Origin of the sequence: Streptomyces sp. NBC_01268 (genome assembly GCF_036240795.1) — a bacterium.
In the GTDB taxonomy this organism is placed as follows: domain Bacteria; phylum Actinomycetota; class Actinomycetes; order Streptomycetales; family Streptomycetaceae; genus Streptomyces.
Genome location: NZ_CP108454.1, coordinates 8,127,465 through 8,146,273 on the forward strand (window position 1 = coordinate 8,127,465; position 18,809 = coordinate 8,146,273).

20 protein-coding genes are annotated in these 18,809 nt (G+C 69.6%); 8 read left to right on the plus strand and 12 right to left on the minus strand.

Annotated elements, in window-relative coordinates; genetic code table 11:
* Window positions 1-50 precede the first annotated feature (50 nt).
* The 6 genes from OG309_RS36245 to OG309_RS36270 all read left to right on the plus strand — a co-directional run bounded on the left by OG309_RS36245 (window position 51) and on the right by OG309_RS36270 (window position 4,945).
* Window positions 51-638: a 3'-5' exonuclease gene (locus tag OG309_RS36245; RefSeq protein ID WP_329427593.1), complete on the plus strand. Its 588-nt coding sequence runs from the start codon at window positions 51-53 to the stop codon at window positions 636-638.
* 234 nt (window positions 639-872) lie between these two features.
* Window positions 873-2,099, plus strand: a complete 1,227-nt coding sequence (locus tag OG309_RS36250; protein ID WP_329427595.1) for a hypothetical protein — start codon at window positions 873-875, stop codon at window positions 2,097-2,099.
* A gap of 28 nt (window positions 2,100-2,127) precedes the next feature.
* A complete protein-coding gene (locus OG309_RS36255; protein WP_443067617.1) occupies window positions 2,128-2,853 on the plus strand; it encodes a hypothetical protein in 726 nt (241 codons plus the stop codon).
* 112 nt (window positions 2,854-2,965) lie between these two features.
* The gene (locus tag OG309_RS36260) at window positions 2,966-3,328 is read left to right on the plus strand and encodes a helix-turn-helix transcriptional regulator (protein ID WP_329427598.1); all 363 of its coding nucleotides are present in this window, start codon (window positions 2,966-2,968) and stop codon (window positions 3,326-3,328) included.
* Between the two features lie 112 nt (window positions 3,329-3,440).
* Window positions 3,441-4,634 (plus strand): PP2C family protein-serine/threonine phosphatase, encoded by a 1,194-nt coding sequence (locus OG309_RS36265; protein WP_329427600.1) that lies wholly within the window; start codon window positions 3,441-3,443, stop codon window positions 4,632-4,634.
* On the plus strand, window positions 4,610-4,945 hold the full coding sequence (locus tag OG309_RS36270) for a hypothetical protein (RefSeq protein WP_329427602.1): 336 nt from the start codon (window positions 4,610-4,612) through the stop codon (window positions 4,943-4,945). Before OG309_RS36265 ends, OG309_RS36270 begins: the two co-directional genes overlap by 25 nt.
* 239 nt (window positions 4,946-5,184) lie before the next feature.
* Here the strand turns inward: OG309_RS36270 and OG309_RS36275 are convergent, their stop codons facing one another.
* From OG309_RS36275 to OG309_RS36325, 11 genes are all read right to left on the minus strand, one after another.
* Window positions 5,185-5,736, minus strand: coding sequence for a hypothetical protein (locus tag OG309_RS36275; RefSeq protein ID WP_329428725.1), 552 nt, complete (start codon window positions 5,734-5,736; stop codon window positions 5,185-5,187).
* Between the two features lie 231 nt (window positions 5,737-5,967).
* The gene (locus OG309_RS36280; RefSeq protein ID WP_329427605.1) at window positions 5,968-6,807 is read right to left on the minus strand and encodes a class II glutamine amidotransferase; all 840 of its coding nucleotides are present in this window, start codon (window positions 6,805-6,807) and stop codon (window positions 5,968-5,970) included.
* 79 nt (window positions 6,808-6,886) lie between these two features.
* Complete coding sequence (locus OG309_RS36285; RefSeq protein WP_329427607.1) at window positions 6,887-7,780, minus strand: SDR family oxidoreductase; 894 nt, start codon at window positions 7,778-7,780, stop codon at window positions 6,887-6,889.
* 31 nt (window positions 7,781-7,811) lie between these two features.
* The gene (locus OG309_RS36290) at window positions 7,812-8,441 is read right to left on the minus strand and encodes a flavodoxin family protein (protein WP_329427609.1); all 630 of its coding nucleotides are present in this window, start codon (window positions 8,439-8,441) and stop codon (window positions 7,812-7,814) included.
* Window positions 8,442-8,708: 267 nt separating this feature from the next.
* Window positions 8,709-9,116 carry an STAS domain-containing protein gene (locus OG309_RS36295; protein ID WP_329427611.1) on the minus strand — a complete coding sequence of 136 codons (408 nt, stop codon included), beginning with the start codon at window positions 9,114-9,116 and terminating at the stop codon, window positions 8,709-8,711.
* Window positions 9,113-9,430 (minus strand): hypothetical protein, encoded by a 318-nt coding sequence (locus tag OG309_RS36300; protein ID WP_329427613.1) that lies wholly within the window; start codon window positions 9,428-9,430, stop codon window positions 9,113-9,115. The genes OG309_RS36295 and OG309_RS36300 overlap by 4 nt, the downstream gene beginning before the upstream one ends.
* Window positions 9,431-10,096: 666 nt before the next feature.
* A protein-coding gene (locus OG309_RS36305; protein ID WP_329427615.1) for an IS5 family transposase occupies window positions 10,097-11,007 on the minus strand; the annotation gives its coding sequence in 2 pieces (ribosomal slippage) (window positions 10,097-10,935 and window positions 10,935-11,007; 912 coding nt in all).
* A gap of 31 nt (window positions 11,008-11,038) precedes the next feature.
* Window positions 11,039-11,611, minus strand: a complete 573-nt coding sequence (locus tag OG309_RS36310; RefSeq protein WP_329427617.1) for a S1 RNA-binding domain-containing protein — start codon at window positions 11,609-11,611, stop codon at window positions 11,039-11,041.
* Between the two features lie 123 nt (window positions 11,612-11,734).
* Window positions 11,735-12,055, minus strand: a complete 321-nt coding sequence (locus OG309_RS36315) for a hypothetical protein (RefSeq protein WP_329427619.1) — start codon at window positions 12,053-12,055, stop codon at window positions 11,735-11,737.
* 437 nt (window positions 12,056-12,492) lie between these two features.
* Window positions 12,493-12,789: a hypothetical protein gene (locus tag OG309_RS36320; protein WP_329427621.1), complete on the minus strand. Its 297-nt coding sequence runs from the start codon at window positions 12,787-12,789 to the stop codon at window positions 12,493-12,495.
* Between the two features lie 756 nt (window positions 12,790-13,545).
* Window positions 13,546-14,607: a MerR family transcriptional regulator gene (locus OG309_RS36325; RefSeq protein WP_443067618.1), complete on the minus strand. Its 1,062-nt coding sequence runs from the start codon at window positions 14,605-14,607 to the stop codon at window positions 13,546-13,548.
* A gap of 880 nt (window positions 14,608-15,487) precedes the next feature.
* Here OG309_RS36325 and OG309_RS36330 point away from each other — a divergent pair.
* Entirely contained in the window at window positions 15,488-15,613 is a 126-nt protein-coding gene (locus OG309_RS36330; RefSeq protein WP_329427623.1) for a hypothetical protein, read from the plus strand.
* Window positions 15,614-16,205: 592 nt separating this feature from the next.
* Window positions 16,206-16,889 carry a hypothetical protein gene (locus OG309_RS36335; RefSeq protein ID WP_329427625.1) on the plus strand — a complete coding sequence of 228 codons (684 nt, stop codon included), beginning with the start codon at window positions 16,206-16,208 and terminating at the stop codon, window positions 16,887-16,889.
* A 563-nt stretch (window positions 16,890-17,452) separates the two neighbouring features.
* Here OG309_RS36335 and OG309_RS36340 read toward each other — a convergent pair.
* Entirely contained in the window at window positions 17,453-18,754 is a 1,302-nt protein-coding gene (locus tag OG309_RS36340) for an MFS transporter (RefSeq protein ID WP_329427627.1), read from the minus strand.
* Between the last annotated feature and the right edge of the window lie 55 nt (window positions 18,755-18,809).

Genomic DNA, 18,809 nt, shown 5'->3' on the forward strand with positions numbered 1-18,809 from the left:
AGCCCGAAAATCGAATGCCCCGGCCCTGTGCGCCTCCTTACGCTGCCGCCATGGACAGCGGACCCGTACTACTGAACGTCGTCGACGTGGAGGCCACCTGCTGGGAAGGGCAGCCGCCGCCCGGGCAGGTGAGCGAGATCATCGAGATCGGCCTCACGGTCGTCGACCTGGCGGCCCGCCGTCGGGTCTCCCGGCACCGCGTCCTGGTGAAGCCCGCCCGCTCGGAGGTGAGCGCCTTCTGTACTGACCTCACCGGACTGACCCCGGCCGAGGTGGCCTCGGGTGTCAGCTTCGCCGAGGCCTGCCGGACGCTCGCCGAGGCCTACGGCGCCCGGCAGCGCCGCTGGGCGAGCTGGGGCGACTACGACCGCCGTCAGTTCGACCGCCAGTGCCGGGCCACGGGAACGCCGCACCCCTTCGGGCGGCCGGCGGAGCACGGACACACCAATGCCAAGGCCGTGTTCACGGAGGCGTACGGGCTGCGCAAGCGGCCCGGCATGGCGGGCGCGCTGAAGATCGCCGGGCTGCCCCTGGAGGGGCGCCATCACCGGGGCGAGGACGACGCGTGGAACATCGCCGCCCTGGTCCTCGACCTGGTGGACCGCGAGGCCTGGCCCCGGACGGGCTCGCCGGCATGAAGCAGCCGGGTGGTCGTCCCAGGCCCTGGGCCCACCGGTCCCGTTCGTGTCCACTGGCCGCGGCGCAGAGCCCGTTGTCCGCTGTCGCGCCTCCGTGGGAGCATCGATGATCAACGGTCCGACTCCTTTTCGTCTGCGCCTCGCGACGCGGACGAAAGAAGGCGGGCCGTTCCCATGTCCACGGATTCGAGCAGTCACACACGATCTGCGAACGGCGGGTACCGTCTGGTGCACATGACAGAGTTGGCGGAAGCCTGCCTCGAGGATGCGAACAACATCTTGGTCGCGCCTCCGCCGTTGCGGGACAATGAACTGATCAGGACCTTCTTCGGGTCCGTGATCACACCGGAGGAGCTCGACTCCGGTGTGCCCGACCTCGCCCGGAAGACCGTCTACCTGTGTGGCGACGTGTCCGGGATCAGCAGGCGCCAACTGGACGCGGCCGCCCGGGTCTTCGTGGTCCGGGAGCTGTCCCGCGGTTACCACGAGGACGCTGCCCAACCCTGGACTCTTGTCGACCTCGGACGCGTACCCGTCCGTGTCCACGGCGTCGGCGTGTACTACCGCGACTTCTTCGGAGCCGACGGCGCCGAACACTTCGGACGGATCCGTGCGGAGCACGTGTTCCAGTCCCTGACGGAGTCCACCAAGCCCGGAACGGCCCATCGCCGCGGAATCTACCTGACGCCCGTCACGCGCGAGGGCGACGACCTGCATTTCCGCCTGCTCCGCTGCTCCACGAATCTCTCGGGGCCGACCGAGGGCTTCGGTCCGACCGACACGCACATCGTCGAGACGCTGAACCGCGAGGCAGCCGTCGTCTTCCGGAACCAGGCGCCTTTGAACCACGTGCTCGCCCAGATCTACCACAACACCCTTGCCACGCCCGACCGCAAGCAGTCCAAGGCCAGGATCTCGTCCCATGCAGACAAGACCAAGGACATGCCCGTCAACGGAGTCATGGCCTTCTGCACCTTCTACGAGGGGCTCGACAAGCTGGAGCGCCTGGCCGAAGACACCTTCGACTACGGAGTGAAGGGTGCCAGTGGCCTCACCAGACTCCACTTTCGCCTCAAGGAGCCGGTCGAGGCGCGTGACGGAGTCGATCTCCCTCCGCAGTTCACCCTGACCCTCTATCCCGGCTCCGTGTTCTTCATGCCGCTGTCCACCAACCGGCTGTACACGCACGAGATCCGGCCCTCGATGCTGGATGCCGAACTGCTCCCGACCCGCCTGGGATACGTGGTGCGTTGTTCGAGCGCCGAAGCCTTTCACAGGAACGGCCACACGTACCTCAAAGGGGCCGGCGATCCGGTGAAGCTGGGGCCGCCCACGGCGGCGGGCATGGACGATCTGCGCAGACTGTACGCCGAGGAGAACAAGACGTCGTCCTTCATCGACTACGGCGATGAATTCCCCTTCAGCATGAACACGGGAGATTACCTTGCCCCCCGAGCCTAGGATCGCGGACGGGATCCTCTCGTGTGCCGTGCCCGCCGAGGAGGACTTCTTCGCGGAGCTGTCCGCCTCGACCCGGATGGAAGACGTGGGAAAGGGCCGGCAAGGCGCCGTGCTCGCCAGGATCGACGGCGCGGGCGGTGTGCCCCTCGTACGCACCACCACCCGATACGGCAGCCCGGCACAGCGTTTCCGGGCCGTGCACGAACGACTGGCGCGACGGGTTCAGGAACGTGCGGGAATCCCGGTCGCCTTCAACAACGCGCTCATCGAGAAGTACGCGAACACGTACAGGACGATGGGCGGTCATTCCGACCAGGCCCTCGACCTGGCCGGCGATTCGTTCATCGCCGTCTTCTCCTGCTATCGGCATCCCGAGGCGAGTCCACCGAGGAAGCTGATCTTCGAATCGAAGGAGGAAGGTGGCGAGAGGTTCGAGATCCCCCTGGCTCACCAGAGTTTCGTCGCGTTCTCCGTCGACTCGAACAGACGACTCAAGCACAGAATCGTGGGGGACACGTCGGCCCCGAGGGCGGACAACGAATGGTTGGGTGTGACGTTCCGGACGTCGAAGACCGTCGTACGGTTTCGCGACGGACATGCGTACCTCCCGCAGGGCCCGCGCCTCATGGCGGCCGACGAGGACCAGGCGCAGGAGTTCTACCGACTCCGGCGCCGTGAGAACGCCGAAGCGGACTTCACCTACCCCCTGCTGACGTACACCCTCAGTGAGAGTGACCTGATGCCGCCCGTCTGACGTGAAGGGTGCATTCCCTCGACTCTCCGCAGATCAGGAAGGCGGCGAGCGAGTCATGGGATCCGTGGTTCAGGACTGGCGAAACCGGAATCGCAAATCGTATAATTACGGCATGGAGTCAGATGGGCCTCGGACCAACTGGACGTTCGTCACGAACCACGCCCGGATCCTCGCCATGATCTTGCGCGACCCGGAGGTCCGGCTGCGTGATCTGGCCGCGGATTGCGGGCTCACGGAGCGGGCGGCCGGGGCCATTGTCCGGGACCTGGAGAGCGCGGGATACCTCACCCGGGTACGCCACGGCAGGCGCAACCACTACGAGGTCACGCCCGGAACCCTCTTTCGCCATCCGGTCGAGGGCCACCACGAGATCGCGGACCTCCTGCAGTTGCTGGTCGACCTCGGTCCCCGGGCCGGATCGTCCGGCCCCTCTTCCCTGAACGGTGAATACCGTGAGCGCGACCCCCACCTCTGAACCCGCGCGCCGGCGCGGGATCCGGGCTCGCCGCCACCGGCCGGCGGATCCCCTTCCCGATGTCTCGAGGTTCCGAGTTTCCGAGGTTCCCAGGTTCCGAAGGGAGCAGGCCATGACGGCTCTTTCCGACCGCGAGGCCGTCGCGGTGAATGACCGGTTCGGGCTCGGCGACGTACTGGCAGCGGCCGAGAGCGCCGCGCCCGTGCACTCTCTCGATGTCGTGGCGCCCTATCTGCGGGACCGGTTCGCGGCCGGGTACGTGTCGTTCCTGTTCGTCGACGTCGTCGGCCGACGCATGCTGAGGGTCCACGACACAGCCGCCGTTCCCCACGGGGAACCCGCTGAACCGGTCCCTCTCGCGGGCAGCAGCGTCTACGACTACGTGCTGCACAGCCAGGACGTGGTGGTGGCAGAGGGGGACGGCGGGTATCGGGTGCTGGCCCCGGTCACCAACCGCGGCGACACCATCGGCGTCCTGGAGCTGTTCCTCACTCACGTGACGCCGGAGGTACGAGCCCAGATCCAAGAGGCCGCACACGCGCTGGCGTACATCATCGTGACGGACCGGCGCTTCACCGACCTCTACCACTGGGGCAACCGCACGACCCCGGTCAGCCTCTCCGCGGAGATCCAGCGCCAGCTGCTGCCCTCCGCCTCCTGCTGTGAGGCGTCCGAGTTCGCCCTGGCCGGCGCCCTGGTCCCGGCGTCCGACATCGCGGGGGACACCTACGACTACAGCCTGGACGCCCACACCCTGCACCTGTCGATCACCGACGCCATGGGCCACGACGTCAGGGCTTCCCTCATGGCAACCCTGCTGGTGAACGCCTCCCGCGGCGCCCGCCGTGCCGGCGCCGCCCTCGCCGAGCAGGCACGCCAGACCCACCAGGCCCTCCTCGACCACGGACTCCACAGCATCGCCACGGGCCAACTCCTGCGCATCGCCCTCGACGGGAGCGGCTGCCGCCTCGTCAACGCCGGCCACCCCTGGCCGTACCTCCTGCGCGACGGCACGGCCACCGAACTGCGACTGGCCGTGAACCTGCCCTTCGGGGTCGCGGAGCAAGGTCCCTACCAGGTCCAGGACCTCGACCTGCGCCCCGGCGACCGCCTCCTCCTCCACACGGACGGCATGCGGGAACGCGATGCCGAAGCGGTGGACCTGGCCGCCCTCCTGCGCAAGACCGAATCCGAGCACCCGCGTGAGGTCGTGCGCACCATGGTCGGCGCGGTCACCGACGCCTACGGCGGCCACCCGCCGAAGGATGACGCCACCGTCCTGTGCCTGGACTGGTACGGGCCCTGAACACGACCCTGGAGCACGGGAACGGCCACGGACCGTCACGAGACTTCGAAGGCGCCCTCCTCGACGAGCACGCGCTGCGCCCCGGCCAGGGCTGGCTCATCGACCAGTGCCTGCGCTTCTTCGCCCAGGCGCCCGCCCCCGGCTGCCGCGGCTGGCTCCGGACGGTCCGCACCGTCCGCTGCGGACCCGAAGACGCGAACGCCTCCGCCTCACCCTCCTCTGCTCCTCCGCACTCCGGGACCCTTCCGTCTTCCCCGCCCTCGACGACCTGCTGCGACGACCCGGCCCCACGGGACTCGCGGACCGCGTGACCGCATACCGGGCCCTCGCCCGCCCGGAGAACCCCCGGGCGGAGGGCATGCTCGACCAACGCCCGTCCGACCAGTGCGTCGGACACGGCACAGCCGCCTCGGCGCTGAATGCCATCCGTCGCCGTCACCCCAAGACAACGGTGCGGCCGGACGACCCCGCAGACAGTGCGGCCGGTGGGTGCGGTGGCGGCTGGTGAGGCCACCATCGGGGCGTGCACCGAGTGCCGACGCGCCGCGGGTCAGGGCAGGCTGACCGCCCATGCAGTGAGCGCGGTGAAGTCTTCGCTGGTCAGGCCGTGTCGGGGGTCCACTCGGTGCAGGAGGGCGGGACCGTCGTGATGCTCCTTCACCCAGGCGCGGTCGAACTCGGTGATCTCGTCGTCTATCCATGCGAACGCCCGGCCCTGTGCCCACGCGACGATCTCCGGTGTCTTCCAGAACACTCCGTCCTCGGGCTCGATCCGCGGCGAAGGCCAGGGGATGAAGGGCAGCTCGGGCAATCCCAGGACCGGCCCGACGAAGGCGTTGGCCTCCTCCTCCCAGGTCGTCGCCCACACCAGGTCGAAGGGGAGTGAGTCCAACGCCGGTCCGTGAGCGGGGTTGAGCCACACGCGCAGGGGCCTCACCGGCCTGTTCGGCAGTCCCCACTCCGTCAGCCGAAGCCGCTCGGCGGCCTCCCAGCGGGGCGTCACGAGCCGATGCGTCTGATAGCCCTCGGGCCGTCGATGCGGTTTCGCGGCATACGGATTGAGCGGTCCATCCACATCCACCAACAGCACCGGTCGCACCAGCCGACTCCTCCGCTCCGCGTCGGACTCCGATTTTCTAGGCTAGGGCCTGTCCGGGCCGGCCTGGCGCCCCCGGGGGCCGTCCAGAAACGCGTGCGAGGCGGCATCCCGTGAGCCGCGTGTGCCGGCAACGGCGCCACAGCGCCCTCCGCAAACGGCATCCACCTGCCCGTGCGCCCCGACGTTCGCACAGGTAGAGCAAGAGGCGGCAGGAGTCGCCGGGGAACCGGTCCGTCACGGGAGGGCCGGAAGAAACGGAAGGTAGTCCGTTTTCGGGTCGGAAGGGATCACCGCATAGCTCGACTCGGGCAGTTCGTTCCACACACCGGGCAGGTCGCCCAGTGGCTCGGAGACCACGAGGCGGGTGTCATCGGAGATCTCCCGGAGATAGTCCAGCTCGGGGTGGAGGCGCCGGACGGTCTCGGCCCTGCTGCTGTAGAAGAGCGAGCGGGAGCTTCCCTGGCTGGAATAGCGGAACGCCCACACGCGCTCTCCGTCACTCACGGCCACCGTCATCTGCAGGGGGTCCGGTACGCCGTGTTCCTTGCCCAGCCGCTCGACGAGGCCCGCAGTACGGGCCACCGCGCCCGGAACGTCCTGGTCGAGGCCGAAGGTGATGGCCAGGTAGAACATCACCTCGGAATCCGTCGATCCCTCTATCGAGGGAAACAGCGCCGGGTCGACGGCCATGCAGAGGTCACGCTGCAGCCGGGGGAAGTCCGCGATGGCCCCGTTGTGCATCCACAGCCAGCGACCGTGGCGGAACGGATGGCAGTTGGTCTGCTGGACCGCGGAGCCGGTAGAGGCACGGACGTGAGCGAAGAACAGCCCGGAACGGACGTGCGCAGCGAGCTCACGCAGGTTGCGGTTGTTCCAGGCCGGTCCGACATCTCGGAAGACCGCCGGTGTCCGGTCACCGTCCGCGCTGTACCAGCCGACCCCGAAACCGTCGCCGTTCGTCGACTCGACGCCCATTCTCGCGTGGAGGCTCTGGTTGATCAGCGAGTGCTCGGGTCGGTAGAGCACCGTGTCGAGAAGGAGGGGCGACCCCGAGTACGTCAGCCAGCGACACATACGCACCATCCCTTTCAGGGCCCTTCCGAGCCTACGCCGCCGAGGTTTCGCGTCCGTCGCTGCACGGCTGCGTCCGGTGTCACGGCAGGGGCTTTCCGCCCGTGGCGTTGACGATCTCACCGGTGATGTAGGAGGCCTGGGGGGAGGCGAGGAACACGTACGCGGGTGCCATCTCCGCGGGCTGCGCGGGCCGCCCCAGGGGTGACTGCTCGCCGAACTTCGTCGGGTCGGGCATCGTCGCGGGGATCAGCGGGGTCCAGACCGGTCCTGGCGCGACGGCGTTGACCCGGATGCCCCGCTCGGCGAGCATCTGGGCGAGGCCGTGGGTGAAGGAGACGATCGCGGACTTGGTCATGGCGTAGTCGAGGAGGTGCGGGCTGGGCTGGTAGCCCTGCACGGAGGCGGTGTTGATCACCGAGGCGCCGCGCGGCATGTGGGGCAGGGCCGCCCGGGTGAGCCAGAACATCCCGTACAGATTGGTCTTCATCACCCGGTCGAACTGCTCGGTGCTGATCGCCTCGATCCCGTCCGGCTGCGCCATCTGGTACGCGGCGTTGTTGACGAGCAGGTCGATGCCGCTCAGCTCGCCCACCGTCTTGTCGACGAGGGCGGTGCACTCGCCCTCGTGCCGGATGTCGCACACGACGGCCACCGCGGTGCGGTCGGCCTGGCGGATCAGACGGACCGTCTCCTCGGCCTCCGCGGCCTCCTCGGGCAGATGGGTGAAGACGACGTCGGCGCCTTCCCGTGCGAAGGCGAGGCAGACGGCCCGGCCGATCCCGGAGTCGCCTCCGGTGACCAGCGCCTTGCGGCCGTACAGCAGGTCGTGCCCCTGGTAGGTGTCTTCACCGTGGTCGGGGCGGGGATCCATCGCCTCGGTCGAGCCGGGATGGTCCTGGTCCTGCTCGGGGAACGGGGGCTGCGGGTGCAGCGTCACGGGGTCGGTGAGGCCGGGCTGGTCGTGGGAGGGCATCGTGGTCTCCTTCCGGCAACGGTCACGGGAGTCACGTGGAGGGCGGATAGGGGGCGCTCTTGAGGCGGCGCGCGAGGTGCGCGGTGTTCGCGGCGACCGTGGCCGTGGTGGCGGCGGTCTTCTCGGGTGTCTTGTCGAGGTCCTGGTAGTCGGTGCCCTGCATGGCCTCGCCGACCCAGTAGGTGACGGCGTTCGGTGCGAGGGAGAAACCGACGTCGTTCAGGCCCTGGAAGATTTCGGCGCTGACGTGGTGGGCGCCGTCCTCGTTGCCGACCACGCACACCGCGGCGGCCTTGCCGTAGGTGAGCATGCGGCCCGCGTCATCGGTCTCGCCGAGCTCGGCATCGCGACGTTCCAGGACGCGCTGGGCGACGCTGGAGGGGTGGCCGAGCCAGATGGGTGTGGACAGGACCAGGATGTCGCAGCCCAGGACCGTGTCCCGGATCTCCGGCCAGGCGTCACCGGCACCCATGTCCACCTGGACGCCGGGCCTGACGTCGTGGTCGGCGATCCGGATCACCTTGCCGGTGACACCGTGATCGGCGAGTGCTTCCATGGTCTGTTCCGCCAGCAGCTGGGAGCTGGACCGCTCCGGCGGCGGCGAAAGAGTGCAGACCAGAGCGACGGCGCGCAGCGGCGTGGTTTCGGTGGTGGCGTCCATATGGTCCGGCTACCCCGATGAGCATGCCGTATCCGCTCGCCCTGGAGACGCCCGCCGATCGAGGGTGGGGCCGCCCCAAGGGGGGCTGGAGGTCGGCGGAGCCGGGTTCCGCCACCCCCGACTCACCCCGCTGTGCCTCGGCGCCAAGGGGACTGGCGCCGAACCCCCTCGCCTCAAGGTGCCGGTCGGCGGTCGCCAACCGGCTCGCGACGGTCAGGAGGCGGACGACCGCGTCGCAGCCCGGTTGCGGCAACACCGCGGCTGGGCTCATGCCGCGGTGTCGTTGTCCGCGATGTGGAAGAGGCGGGTGGCGCCGGTGAGGTCGAAGAGGTGGCGGAGGTGGTCGGGCAGGGGGCCGGTCAGGATGAGCTGTCCGGGCTTGTTGCGGGCGGTGAGAAGGGTGTTGAGGAAGGTGGAGTCGCCGAACGTGACCGCGGTCAGGTCGAGCAGGATGCGGGTGGCGCCGTCGTTGCGGGCGTCGGTCAGTGCCTGGCGCAGGCATCCGACGCTGTCCAGGTCGAGCTCTCCGCTCGCCGTCAGCACCGCGGTGCCGTCGGGCCGGGTGGCGCGCCGGTGGACGCCGGCCCGGCCGGGCGCGCTGTAGAGGTAGAGGTTGTGGTCGTCCGCGCCCGGCGTGGACAGGACCTCAGGCCGAGTGCGGTCGTTGCTCGTCATGACGAGGTGCCTCCATCGGGTAGGCCGAGAGCCAGGGGGCCGGCCGCCCGTACGGACGCGGGCGGGGGCCAGGGCCGGTCGGTCAGGACCAGAGGGATGCCGAGGGCTTCGCACAGCCGGCGTACCCGCGCGAGGACGCTGAGTGTCGGGCGGGTGGCGGGCCCGTGGGGCAGGTGCAGGTGCACGCCGAGTGGCCGGTAGGCCAGGACGAGGGTCTCCAGTTGCAGGGCCGCGGCGGCGCGGTTGGTGACGTCGAGGTCGGACGGGACGCTCAGGGCCAGGATGCCGCCGTCGGCGGTGTGTTCCACGGGCATGGCGCGCTGCCTTCCACCAGGCCCGCACACAGCCGCATGGTCATCGGACGGCGACAGAGGGTGCGGGCCCGGGAGACCGGGTCGTCGGATTCAGATGTGACGGGGGCCGTCACAACGACGTCAACGACCTGGGCCAGGAAAGAGGGGGCTTCCCGGCCGTTCGACCGGCGGAAGAACCAACCCTCCGGGGTTGGACTGAAGCGCACCGATGCGCGTCCGCCGGTCTTCGGGTACTTCCTACGTTACGCGCCTACCCGCTCTGCGCCAGAGCACTGGCCGTGGAGGGATGTGGAGGGGTGTTCGTACTGGTCCTGGCGGAGGTTGCGCGGCTGGAGCCTTGCGGGTGGTTCATGGTCGTGCCGTCGGGATTGCGTCCGAAGGCGGCCTCCGGAACGGCGGGGAGGTCTTCCTCGGGGACCGTGCTGCGCGCCTCAGCCAGAACTCGGGGTACGAAACGGCCGGACCCGGGGCGTGCGTGAACGTGACTGTGAGTCAGGCGAGGACGTTGATGGCGCGGGCGACCACCAGCCCGAGGATGACGAGGGAGACGAGGGACTGGATGCCCATGGCGATCTTGGCCCAAGGCGCCAGGGGCATCACGTCGGTCGGACTGAAGGCGGTGGCGTTGGTCAGGGCCAGAGGTAGAGGTAGGACTTGTCCGGTCGATCAAGTTCGTAGCCAGATGGTCAGGGCTACTGCTGTAGCGGTGCCGAGGTAGACGTAGCCGCGCTTGTCGTAACGAGTGGCGACGGCCCGGTGCTGCTTCAGGCGGTTGATCGTTCGTTCGACGGTGTTGCGCTTCTTGTAGCGGTCCTCGTCGAAGCCGGGTGTCCGTCCGCCGCGTGAGCCTGTGCGCAGGCGGGCGGCCTGACTGTCGGCCTTCTCCGGGATCGTGTGCCGGATACCGCGGCGCCGTAGATACTCGCGGCATGGCCCGTTGCTGTAGGCCTTGTCGACGGCGAGGCTGTCCGACTTCTTACGGGGCCTTCCTGACCCGGGCCGTGGCACGCGGATCTTCTCCAGGACGGGCTTGAACTGGGTGCAGTCAGCCCGCTGGCCTGCGGTGACGATCAGGGACAGCGGGCGGCAGCGGCCGTCCGCGCTCAGGTGGAGCTTGCTGGTGAACCCGCCCCGCGAGCGGCCCAGGCCCTCACCTCCAGCACCACCTCCACCAGGCGGGCGACGAGACTGTGCCACGGCGTCTCGTCCTGGTGTTCCACTTCCGCGGCCCCCTTTGGTCCCGGGGCCGCATGCTGATGGGCGCGGACGATGGACGATGGTGGAGTCGACCGAGATGTCCCAGTCGATCTCACCCGCTGCATCGGCTGCGGCCTGGACCTGCTGGAGCAGTCGTTCCCAGGTGCCGTCGGCGGACCACAGCCGGTGGCGTTCATAGACGGTCTTCCACGGGCCGAACCGTTCGGGCAGGTCACGCCACTGAACGCCGGTTCGCACCCGGTGCAGAATCCCGTCGATCACCTGCCGGTGATCACGCCACCGGCCTCAACGCCGGTTGCTGACAGTAGGAACGGCCGCAGCAGTTCCCACTCGGCATCACTCAGATCACCCCGCCCCATGCTCACATCAACGGCTGGGGCACGCCGGGCGTCACGACACCGTCGCGCCGGGCCCCTTCGGCCTGGAAAGAAAGACCCGGCGGGCCGGCACCTCGATTTCCGTGAAGATGACGGCAATCTCCTGTCCGGCCTCGAACTCTTCCACCGGACTCACCGCGGGCCGACCGTAGACTTCTTTGGAGGGAATCAGCCCGACGATCCCGCCCCCGAGGTCGACAAAGACGCCGATGGGAACCGTCTTCTCCACCGTCCCGCGGATCTCCTGGCCCACCGGCGTACGGTCGGCGAAGGTCTGCAGGGGGTCGGGCTCCAGCGCCTTCAAGGACAGCCTGGCCTCCGCGTTGTAGGTGTCGAACTGGAGGAATTCGCACGAGACCCGCTGGCCCACCTGAACGACATCGGTCGGAGCGTCGATGTGCCGCCAGGACAGTTCGGGGATGACGATGAACCCGACACCGGGCAGGGTGGGATGGGCAGGTCCGTTGTCTAGGGCCACGAAGACCCCGAACCGTTCGATCGCCACGACGGTGCCGGACAGGATATCGCCGCAGTGCAGGGACTCCAGGAACGCCCAGAGTTCCGGGCTTTCAGACGGCCAATCCATGCCGCCACCCTGGCACACGACCTCGTGGGTCGACCATGCCCTCGACGAGCTGCCGAGCTGCAGACCCCGCCATGACTCAGTAACCGGGACCTTGATCGGCCGGACAGGTCCTAGGGGAAACCTCTAGCCAGCCTTGTCAAAAAGAGCAAAAAGATCGTCCACGCCGGTGATGCCCAGAAGCGTGAATGATGCTACGGCGATCCCGAATACCGTCGTCCAGTACGTGGCCCGGGAGATCTTTTCCTGGGCTACCTCGTCGTGCAGGTGGCCGCCGATCGCCCCGAAGAGGAGCCCGCCGCCGAGCATCGCACCGGCGATCACCACGCTCTTTAGCGGTTCCTCGTGGGGCATGGCCCTGGCGGCGTGCATCTTGGCGAGCAGAACAAATCCTGTGGCCAGCCCGAAGATGAACCAGACCAACTGCTGGTTGTCCCGGTTCGACACACTTCCCCCAATTCGCTTCCAGTCCCTCGCGAGAGGGCGCCTTGCAGCATTTCAGGGTACTCGCGCAGGTCCAACCACCGTATGTCAGTGCGGCACTTGAGCTCGGGGTGTCCGCACCCCGCCCTCCCTGACGACACACCAACCAACGGTCAGATGACCCAAAGGCAACGCCCTGGAAGGGATCACCCATGAAGGACTCCACACGGCGGACGATCCGGACGGTCTTCCAGACCGCCGTCGCCGTCGCCGCCGGTGTGCCCCTCCTCCTGGACGCCTCCGGCATCCCGGAAACGGCCCCCCGCCACCTGCCACAATGCCCGTTGCTGACGGGCAGGAACGGTCGAAGCCGTTCCAACTCGGCATCCGTCAGATCACCCCGCCCATGCCCACAGCAACGACTCGGGCACGGAGTAGTCGCATGATCGACCGGACAAGTCCTAGTCGACGAACCGGGGCCGCCAGTCGGGGCTCGCCAATTCGGGGTTGAGGTGCTGGGGGAAGGCGAGCGCGGGCGTGTGGGGCATGTGGTGGGCGCGGGTAACCGGCCCGCCGCGGTCGAGCTCGAAGTACAGCAGCGAGAAGGCCAGGACGGTGCCTGCCCACACGGTGCTTCCTGACTGCAGCAGGCTGGTGGCGGAGGCGGTCTCCTTGCCGCCTTGGAGGATGTCGTCGATCAGCTGGATGGTGGACCAGACGGCGCTGAGTGCGAGGACGCCCCCGAGGGTGATCGACATGGTGCGCAGCGCCGTCGAGCGCCGGTCGATGCGGCCGGGTCGCCGGCGATGAGGGCGAGGAGGAGCAGTCCCTCGACGGCTGGGATCACCCAGCGAGGTGCCAGGCGGAGGTCGTCGGGGAGCAGGACGGTCAGCGCCATGGCGACGACGATGGCCGTGGCCATCGGCCAGCGTGCCTCGCCCACGGGCTCGGTGATGCGTCCGGTCACGGGTGGCGGCCCTTATGGTCGAGGGCGACGGGTTGTCGCCGTCTTGTCCTCGGAAGATAGAGAGACGCGGCAGGCCGGCGGCGGATCTCGGGCGTGGGTACGCCCGGGCGGTGTCAGGTGCCGGCTGCGACGGTCCTACTGGGGGATCTCAGAGGACCGGAGGTTTCGATGGATCACCGGTCGGCGGCCCGCCACGTCGCTTCGGTCAGGAGTCCGCCCCGCATGCCGAAGATCAACGCCTCCACAGCCGCCGAGCACCGTGCCCAGCAATGCGAGGCGCTGATCGAGGCCCCTCGTACCGCCGAAAGCACCTCGTCCGACTGGAGCCCGGCCGACTGGGGCGGGCCCGGCACACCTCCCCTGGACTCGTCAGCCGGGCGCAGGGTGTGCGAGGCCCGCCCATCGAGGGGAGGCATCCGGAGAACGTCGTCACGCGGACGGTGTCAGTGTGATGTGAAGGGAGCCGAGATCCGCAGGCTGTCCTTCCAGCGCCGCTCGATGGGAGCGTGGCCGGCCCTCGAGCGGGGGCTCCCCACCACCGCTCCTCCTACGCGGGCACCACGTCCGCGACCACGCACGCCACGTTGTCCGGGCCGCCCCGCTCCATGGCCAGGGTGACCAGGGCGTCCGCTGCGGTCTCCGGGTCGTCCGCCCCGGCGAGGGCGCGCCGGACAGCGTCCGGCGTGACGACCGCCGACAGCCCGTCCGTGCACAGCAGGAGGCGGTCGCCCGGCCGGGTCCCGTGCACCCCGAGCTCCGGATCGGGCGGCACGTCCCCTCCGTCCAGGGCCTTGAGGAGCAGCGCCCGGTCGGGGCGGTCCGGCGCCTCGGCCGGGTCCAGCTCGCCCGCGTCGACCAGGGCCTGCACGAGGGTGTCGTCCCGGGTGAGCCGGACCAGCGCGCCGGCGCGCAGCAGGTACGCCCGGGAGTCGCCGATGTGGGCGACGGCGAGGCGGGTGCCGGTCCAGGCGGCGGCGGTCAGGGTGGTGCCGGAGCCGCCGAGGTCCGCGAGCGCGGCGGCGGCCCTGCGTACGCCGTCCTCGAGGGCGTCGACGACGTCACCGGTCCGGCTCGACGTCGGGACGGTGAGCGCCTCGATGGCCGCCCGCGCGGCCCGGTCGCCCTCGGGGCCGTAGCCATCGGCGACGGCCAGCAGGTGGGGGCCCGCGTGGGCCGCGTCCTGCTGGGAGGCGCGGACCCGGCCGCGGTCGAGACGGACGGCGGTATGCAGCACGTGTCCGGGTGTGGTCATGGCAGCGGTTCCCTTCAGCTGGTCGACCAGGGAGGACGCCAGGTCCCGCTTGGCGGCCGTCTCGGACTCCACGCCCGCCCAGTACGCGCGGATCGCGCGGGCCGCGGCCCCGGGGTCCGTCGCGTACCGCTCGCAGACCTGTCCCACCTCGGCGAGGGGCATGCCGATCCGCCGCAGCCAGGCCACCAGCCGGGCCGCCTCGATCTGCTCCTCGGCGTAGTACCGGTAGCCGGTGAAGGGGTCGACGCGGGCGGGCGGCAGCAGGCCGAGCTCGTCGTAGCGGCGCAGAGCCTTGGCGGAGAGCCGGGTGGCGCGGGCGAAGTCCCCGATGGTCAGCATGGCCATAGCGTCGCGCATGACGGATGTGGCTCCTCCCCGTTGCCGGGCTCCCTGCCCGGCACTGCCGATGCTGGGCCTTCCCGGCGGGGGAAGGTCAACGGGAGCCGGACGCCATAGGACGGCGTCTCCCCTGCGTGGCGGAGACGGCTGGTGGCGGAGGCGGTTTCCTTGCCGCCTCGGAGGATGTCGTCGATCAGCTGGATGGTGGACCAGACGGCGCTGGGATCACCCAGCGAGGTGCCAGGCGGAGGTCGCGTGGGAGCAGAACGGTCAGCGCGCGTCCTCCGCCCAGTGGCCATGCTGCTTGCGGCTGTCGAGGGAGTCCTCGTGGGCCGGGCCGAAGTAGGCCGTCGAGAGGGATGTGAGGGCTGCGTACGACCGAGCGGCCTCGGGGGCGTCGCCGCGGTCGGCGGAGGCTTCGGCCTCTGCCTTGAGCTGGAGGGCGGGTTTGTTCGCCGTATCTGGGCTGGTCAGCGGATTGTCCGGAACAAAGCAGCGCCTCTGGCACGGGTGCGGTGCTGCCGATGATCTCGATGCTGACGCGGTCGTTGGTGTCCGCGAGCTGATCTGGCTGGTGGAGCAGCCGACCTGCTGAGGCAGCGCCGCGAGGGTCTTGCCGGACTCGTCGACCCGCAGCCGCAGGAAACTCCGCCGGCAACCCGGCGTGCGTGTTCACGGGGCGGACCGGCGCCCACCCGCGCCCGCGCTTCCTCGGCTCCGCCACGCGTCCAACCCCCGGTCTCCCACCCGCGATTGTCCGGCCTGTCCTGGACAGCGCTCCGTATATCCGGAACCTACCTGCGATGTCCGGTCCGCAGAGCCTGTACGAACCCACTCGCCTTCATGGTCTGTCCCACGGCCACCACCCGGTGACCGCCCATCCCATGAAGGGCTGACCATGAGCGACGCCATCTCTCTCGCCGCCGACATCGTGACCGTTCTCGGCGCCCTCCTGAGTGCCGGCCTCGAAATCCACCGTGCCCGCCGCGAGGCCCGCGGCGACAGCGAGCCGCCGAAGGAGTGAACCGCCGGCGCCCACTGCGACGATCCGGCCCCGCGCCCCACCCTTCGGCGCGGGGCCGAGCCTTTCCCGGCCCACCGTTGGCTCTGGGACGTCCTCGCGAGTCGGTGGACGGCCGGGGCGGTGTGCTCGCTGCGCGCCGAACGTGTGGATGCCGACTTCGATCATCTGGTCGGCGGAGTGCTCGCACTGCCCATGGGTAGCGTGAACACTCGTCGGAGGTGTAGGGGTGGGTCCTGTCAGCAGAAGCCCCCGGCCTGCCGCAGCGGTGGGCTGCCAAGGCGCGTCGTGTGCTGCTTCAGCCACTGCGTGTTCCAGAACTGCAACGGAACCAGATGCAGGGTGACGGCGTTACAGATATCGCCTGTGACCCAGGGAGAACCGACAACGGAGGGCGACGTATGTCCAGGAACCAGTGGATCGGCGTTGGGACCATCACAGCCACGATCCTTGCTGCGGTGATCACCGGCGGGGCGATGGTCCTGACGGACTCCGACGAGGGTGGCGTCAGGAACGATTGCAGTAACTCTTCCACGTGCGCAGGCCGCGATATCAACGAGAACGGACGATGAGGGACTTACCACGAGAGGTGAGGGTGGGTGTCATCCGCGGTGCCATCCCGGCACTGAGCGCCGTTCTGGCTTTGTCGGCGTGCGGCGGAACGGAGATCGGCACGCAGAACAACTGCAGTACGGGCGCCGACTGCATCGGTCGTGACCACAACGGGTCCGGCCACACCGCCCCCGCGCCGTCCGCAAGCTCGCCTTCGCCATCGTCTGCCGGATCGGCCGAGTCTGCAGAGGCTGTGACCTACTCCCTCGTCTACGAGCACAAGACCGTCGGCCTCACGCTGCCGGACTGCGGCGGAAGTTGGTACGCCGACTTCGAGGACCGGACATCCAAGTACTACTCAGACGAAGACCTCAGGAACATGAGGACGCAGGCAGCCAACAACGGTCAGCAGGTGCCGCTCGACTTCTACTACGGAAACTGCGTCTGGGGGGCCTTCGGCAGCAACAATCCCTGGGGGATCGTCTCCTCGAAGCCGACGGGAGCGGCAGACTGCGCCGATGCGGCGCACAGCGCCGGGATGGACTACGTCAACCTCGCCCCGAGAAAGAACCAGGGCCAGGTGAAGCCGGGCACGCTGATCTGCTCTGCTACCGATGCCGGGGTGGCCCTCCTCCAAGTGAAGAGCTTCGGGGGAGAGACGCGCTCAGGCTCGATGAGTACCCCAGACCGTGTGGTCCTCGACGTGACCCTCTGGAGGAAGGGCTGACGGGCGGCGACGGCGACGGCGAGGTCGGGCTGGGGTCTCCTGGAGGAGATCGAGCCGCCAGGTGATCGACGGGACCCGGTCGCGGGGTCAACCCCGGCCCACGACCGCCGCCCCGGGGTGGGCGACCGTGGGCCGCGCAACCCCGCAGGACCCCGGAATTCTCCCTGACCGGGGCCTGATCCGCCCCCGGGCCCGCGGGGCGCCGCGGTTCGTCCGCCGGTACGACTCGCCCGGGCCCCGCCCGCCCTACCCGTGAGCACCGGGACAGAGGATCGCGGACGTCGGCTAGGACTCGTCCGGCCGATCATGTGGCTACTTCGCGGTCGTTTCGTTGATGTGGACGTGGGGCGGGGTGAGCTGACGGATGCCGAGTGGGACGGCTGCGGTCGTTCCTGCCGGTCAGCAACAGGCGTTGTGGCAGGCAAGGGGCGGGAGCACCGGCAGGTGATCGCACACGGTCCCGGAGAGGACCGACAGCCAGGCCGCCCGCCTGCGCCGCAGCCGAGGGGGCATCCCCGCACGAGCGGGGAGCGCGTCGGCGCAGGGCAGGACTCCGGTTCTGCTCATTCCGTGGAGCCGGAGCCGGAGCCGGAGCCAGCGCCGGAGCCGGAGACGAGGTCGCGGTGGCGGCCCACTCCGGTCGAGAGGAGGTAGAGGGGGGGTAGGAAGGCGGCGGCGCAGACGGTCCACAGGGCGGTGTGGGCGCCGGTGTGGGTGGCGAGGAGACCGGCGGTGAGGGCGCCGAGCGGCATCGCACCCCAGGAGACGAAGCGGACCGTGGCCATCACGCGGGACAGCAGCTCCGGGGGCGACTGGGTCTGCCGGTAGGTGCGGGTGGTGATCGAGCCGATGACGGTCCCGAAGGCGAAGCCGGCGTTGCCGAGGGCGAACCAGTACGCGTCCCCCGCCGACGTGGTCAGCGGGGCGAGGAGGAGCAGCGCGCCGCCGGCCAGGTCGGCCGCGATGATGCCCCACGCGGTGCCGAGGCGCGTGGTCACCCGGACCGCGACGGCGGCGCCTGCGAGCGCGCCGACCCCGTCCATGGCCAGGACGAGGCCGAGCTGCACGGCGTCCAGGCCGGCCTCGCGGACCAGGTAGAGGGGGGTAAGGGCGACGAGGGCCGCGTTGAGGAAGTTGGCGGCGGTCGCCCAGATCATGCAGGGGCGCATGACCGGGTGCCTGGTGACGTACCGCCAGCCCTCGTGCATCAGCCGGAGCGGGCTCTCGCCTGTGCGGGGCGCGGGCAGGCTCTCGGGGAGGGTACGCAAGAGGACGGCGGAGGCGAGGTAGCTGGCGGCGTCCACGACGAGCGCGCCGACGGGACCGGTCACGCCGATCAGGACGCCGCCGAGGGAGGGACCGCCGGTGTCGGTGACGGCGTGCGTGCCGGACATGACGCTGTTGCGGGCGGCCAGCTGCCGGGCGGGGACGACGGCGGGCAGGAAGGTCGAGTTGCCGATGTCGAACAGCACCGTTGCCGCGCCGGTGACGAGTGCGGCGAACAGCAGGTGCGGGTACGTGAGGGTGCCGAGCCACCAGGCGAGCGGCAACGATCCGAGCGCCGCGAACCGTACGAGGTCGAGCGTGACCTGGAGTCGGCGGAGCGGTACGCGCTGCGCGACGACGCCTGCCGGGAGGCTCAGCAGCAGCCACGAGACTTGTCCGGCCGCGGCGAGCAGGGCGACCTCGAAGGCGGTGGCGTCGAGGACGGTGAGGGCGACGAGCGGCAAGGCCAGAGCAGTGACGGCGGTGCCCGCGCCGCTGACGGTGGCGGCGCCCCAGTAGCGCCAGAAGACGCCCGGTGGCGAGCTCTCCTGCTCGTCGTCGCGTCGGTCGTGCTCCTGGATCGCTCGTGCCCCGCTCATACGGCGCCCACCCCCTGGATTTAGTTAGTCTCTTTTGGGAACTCACATGTTCAAG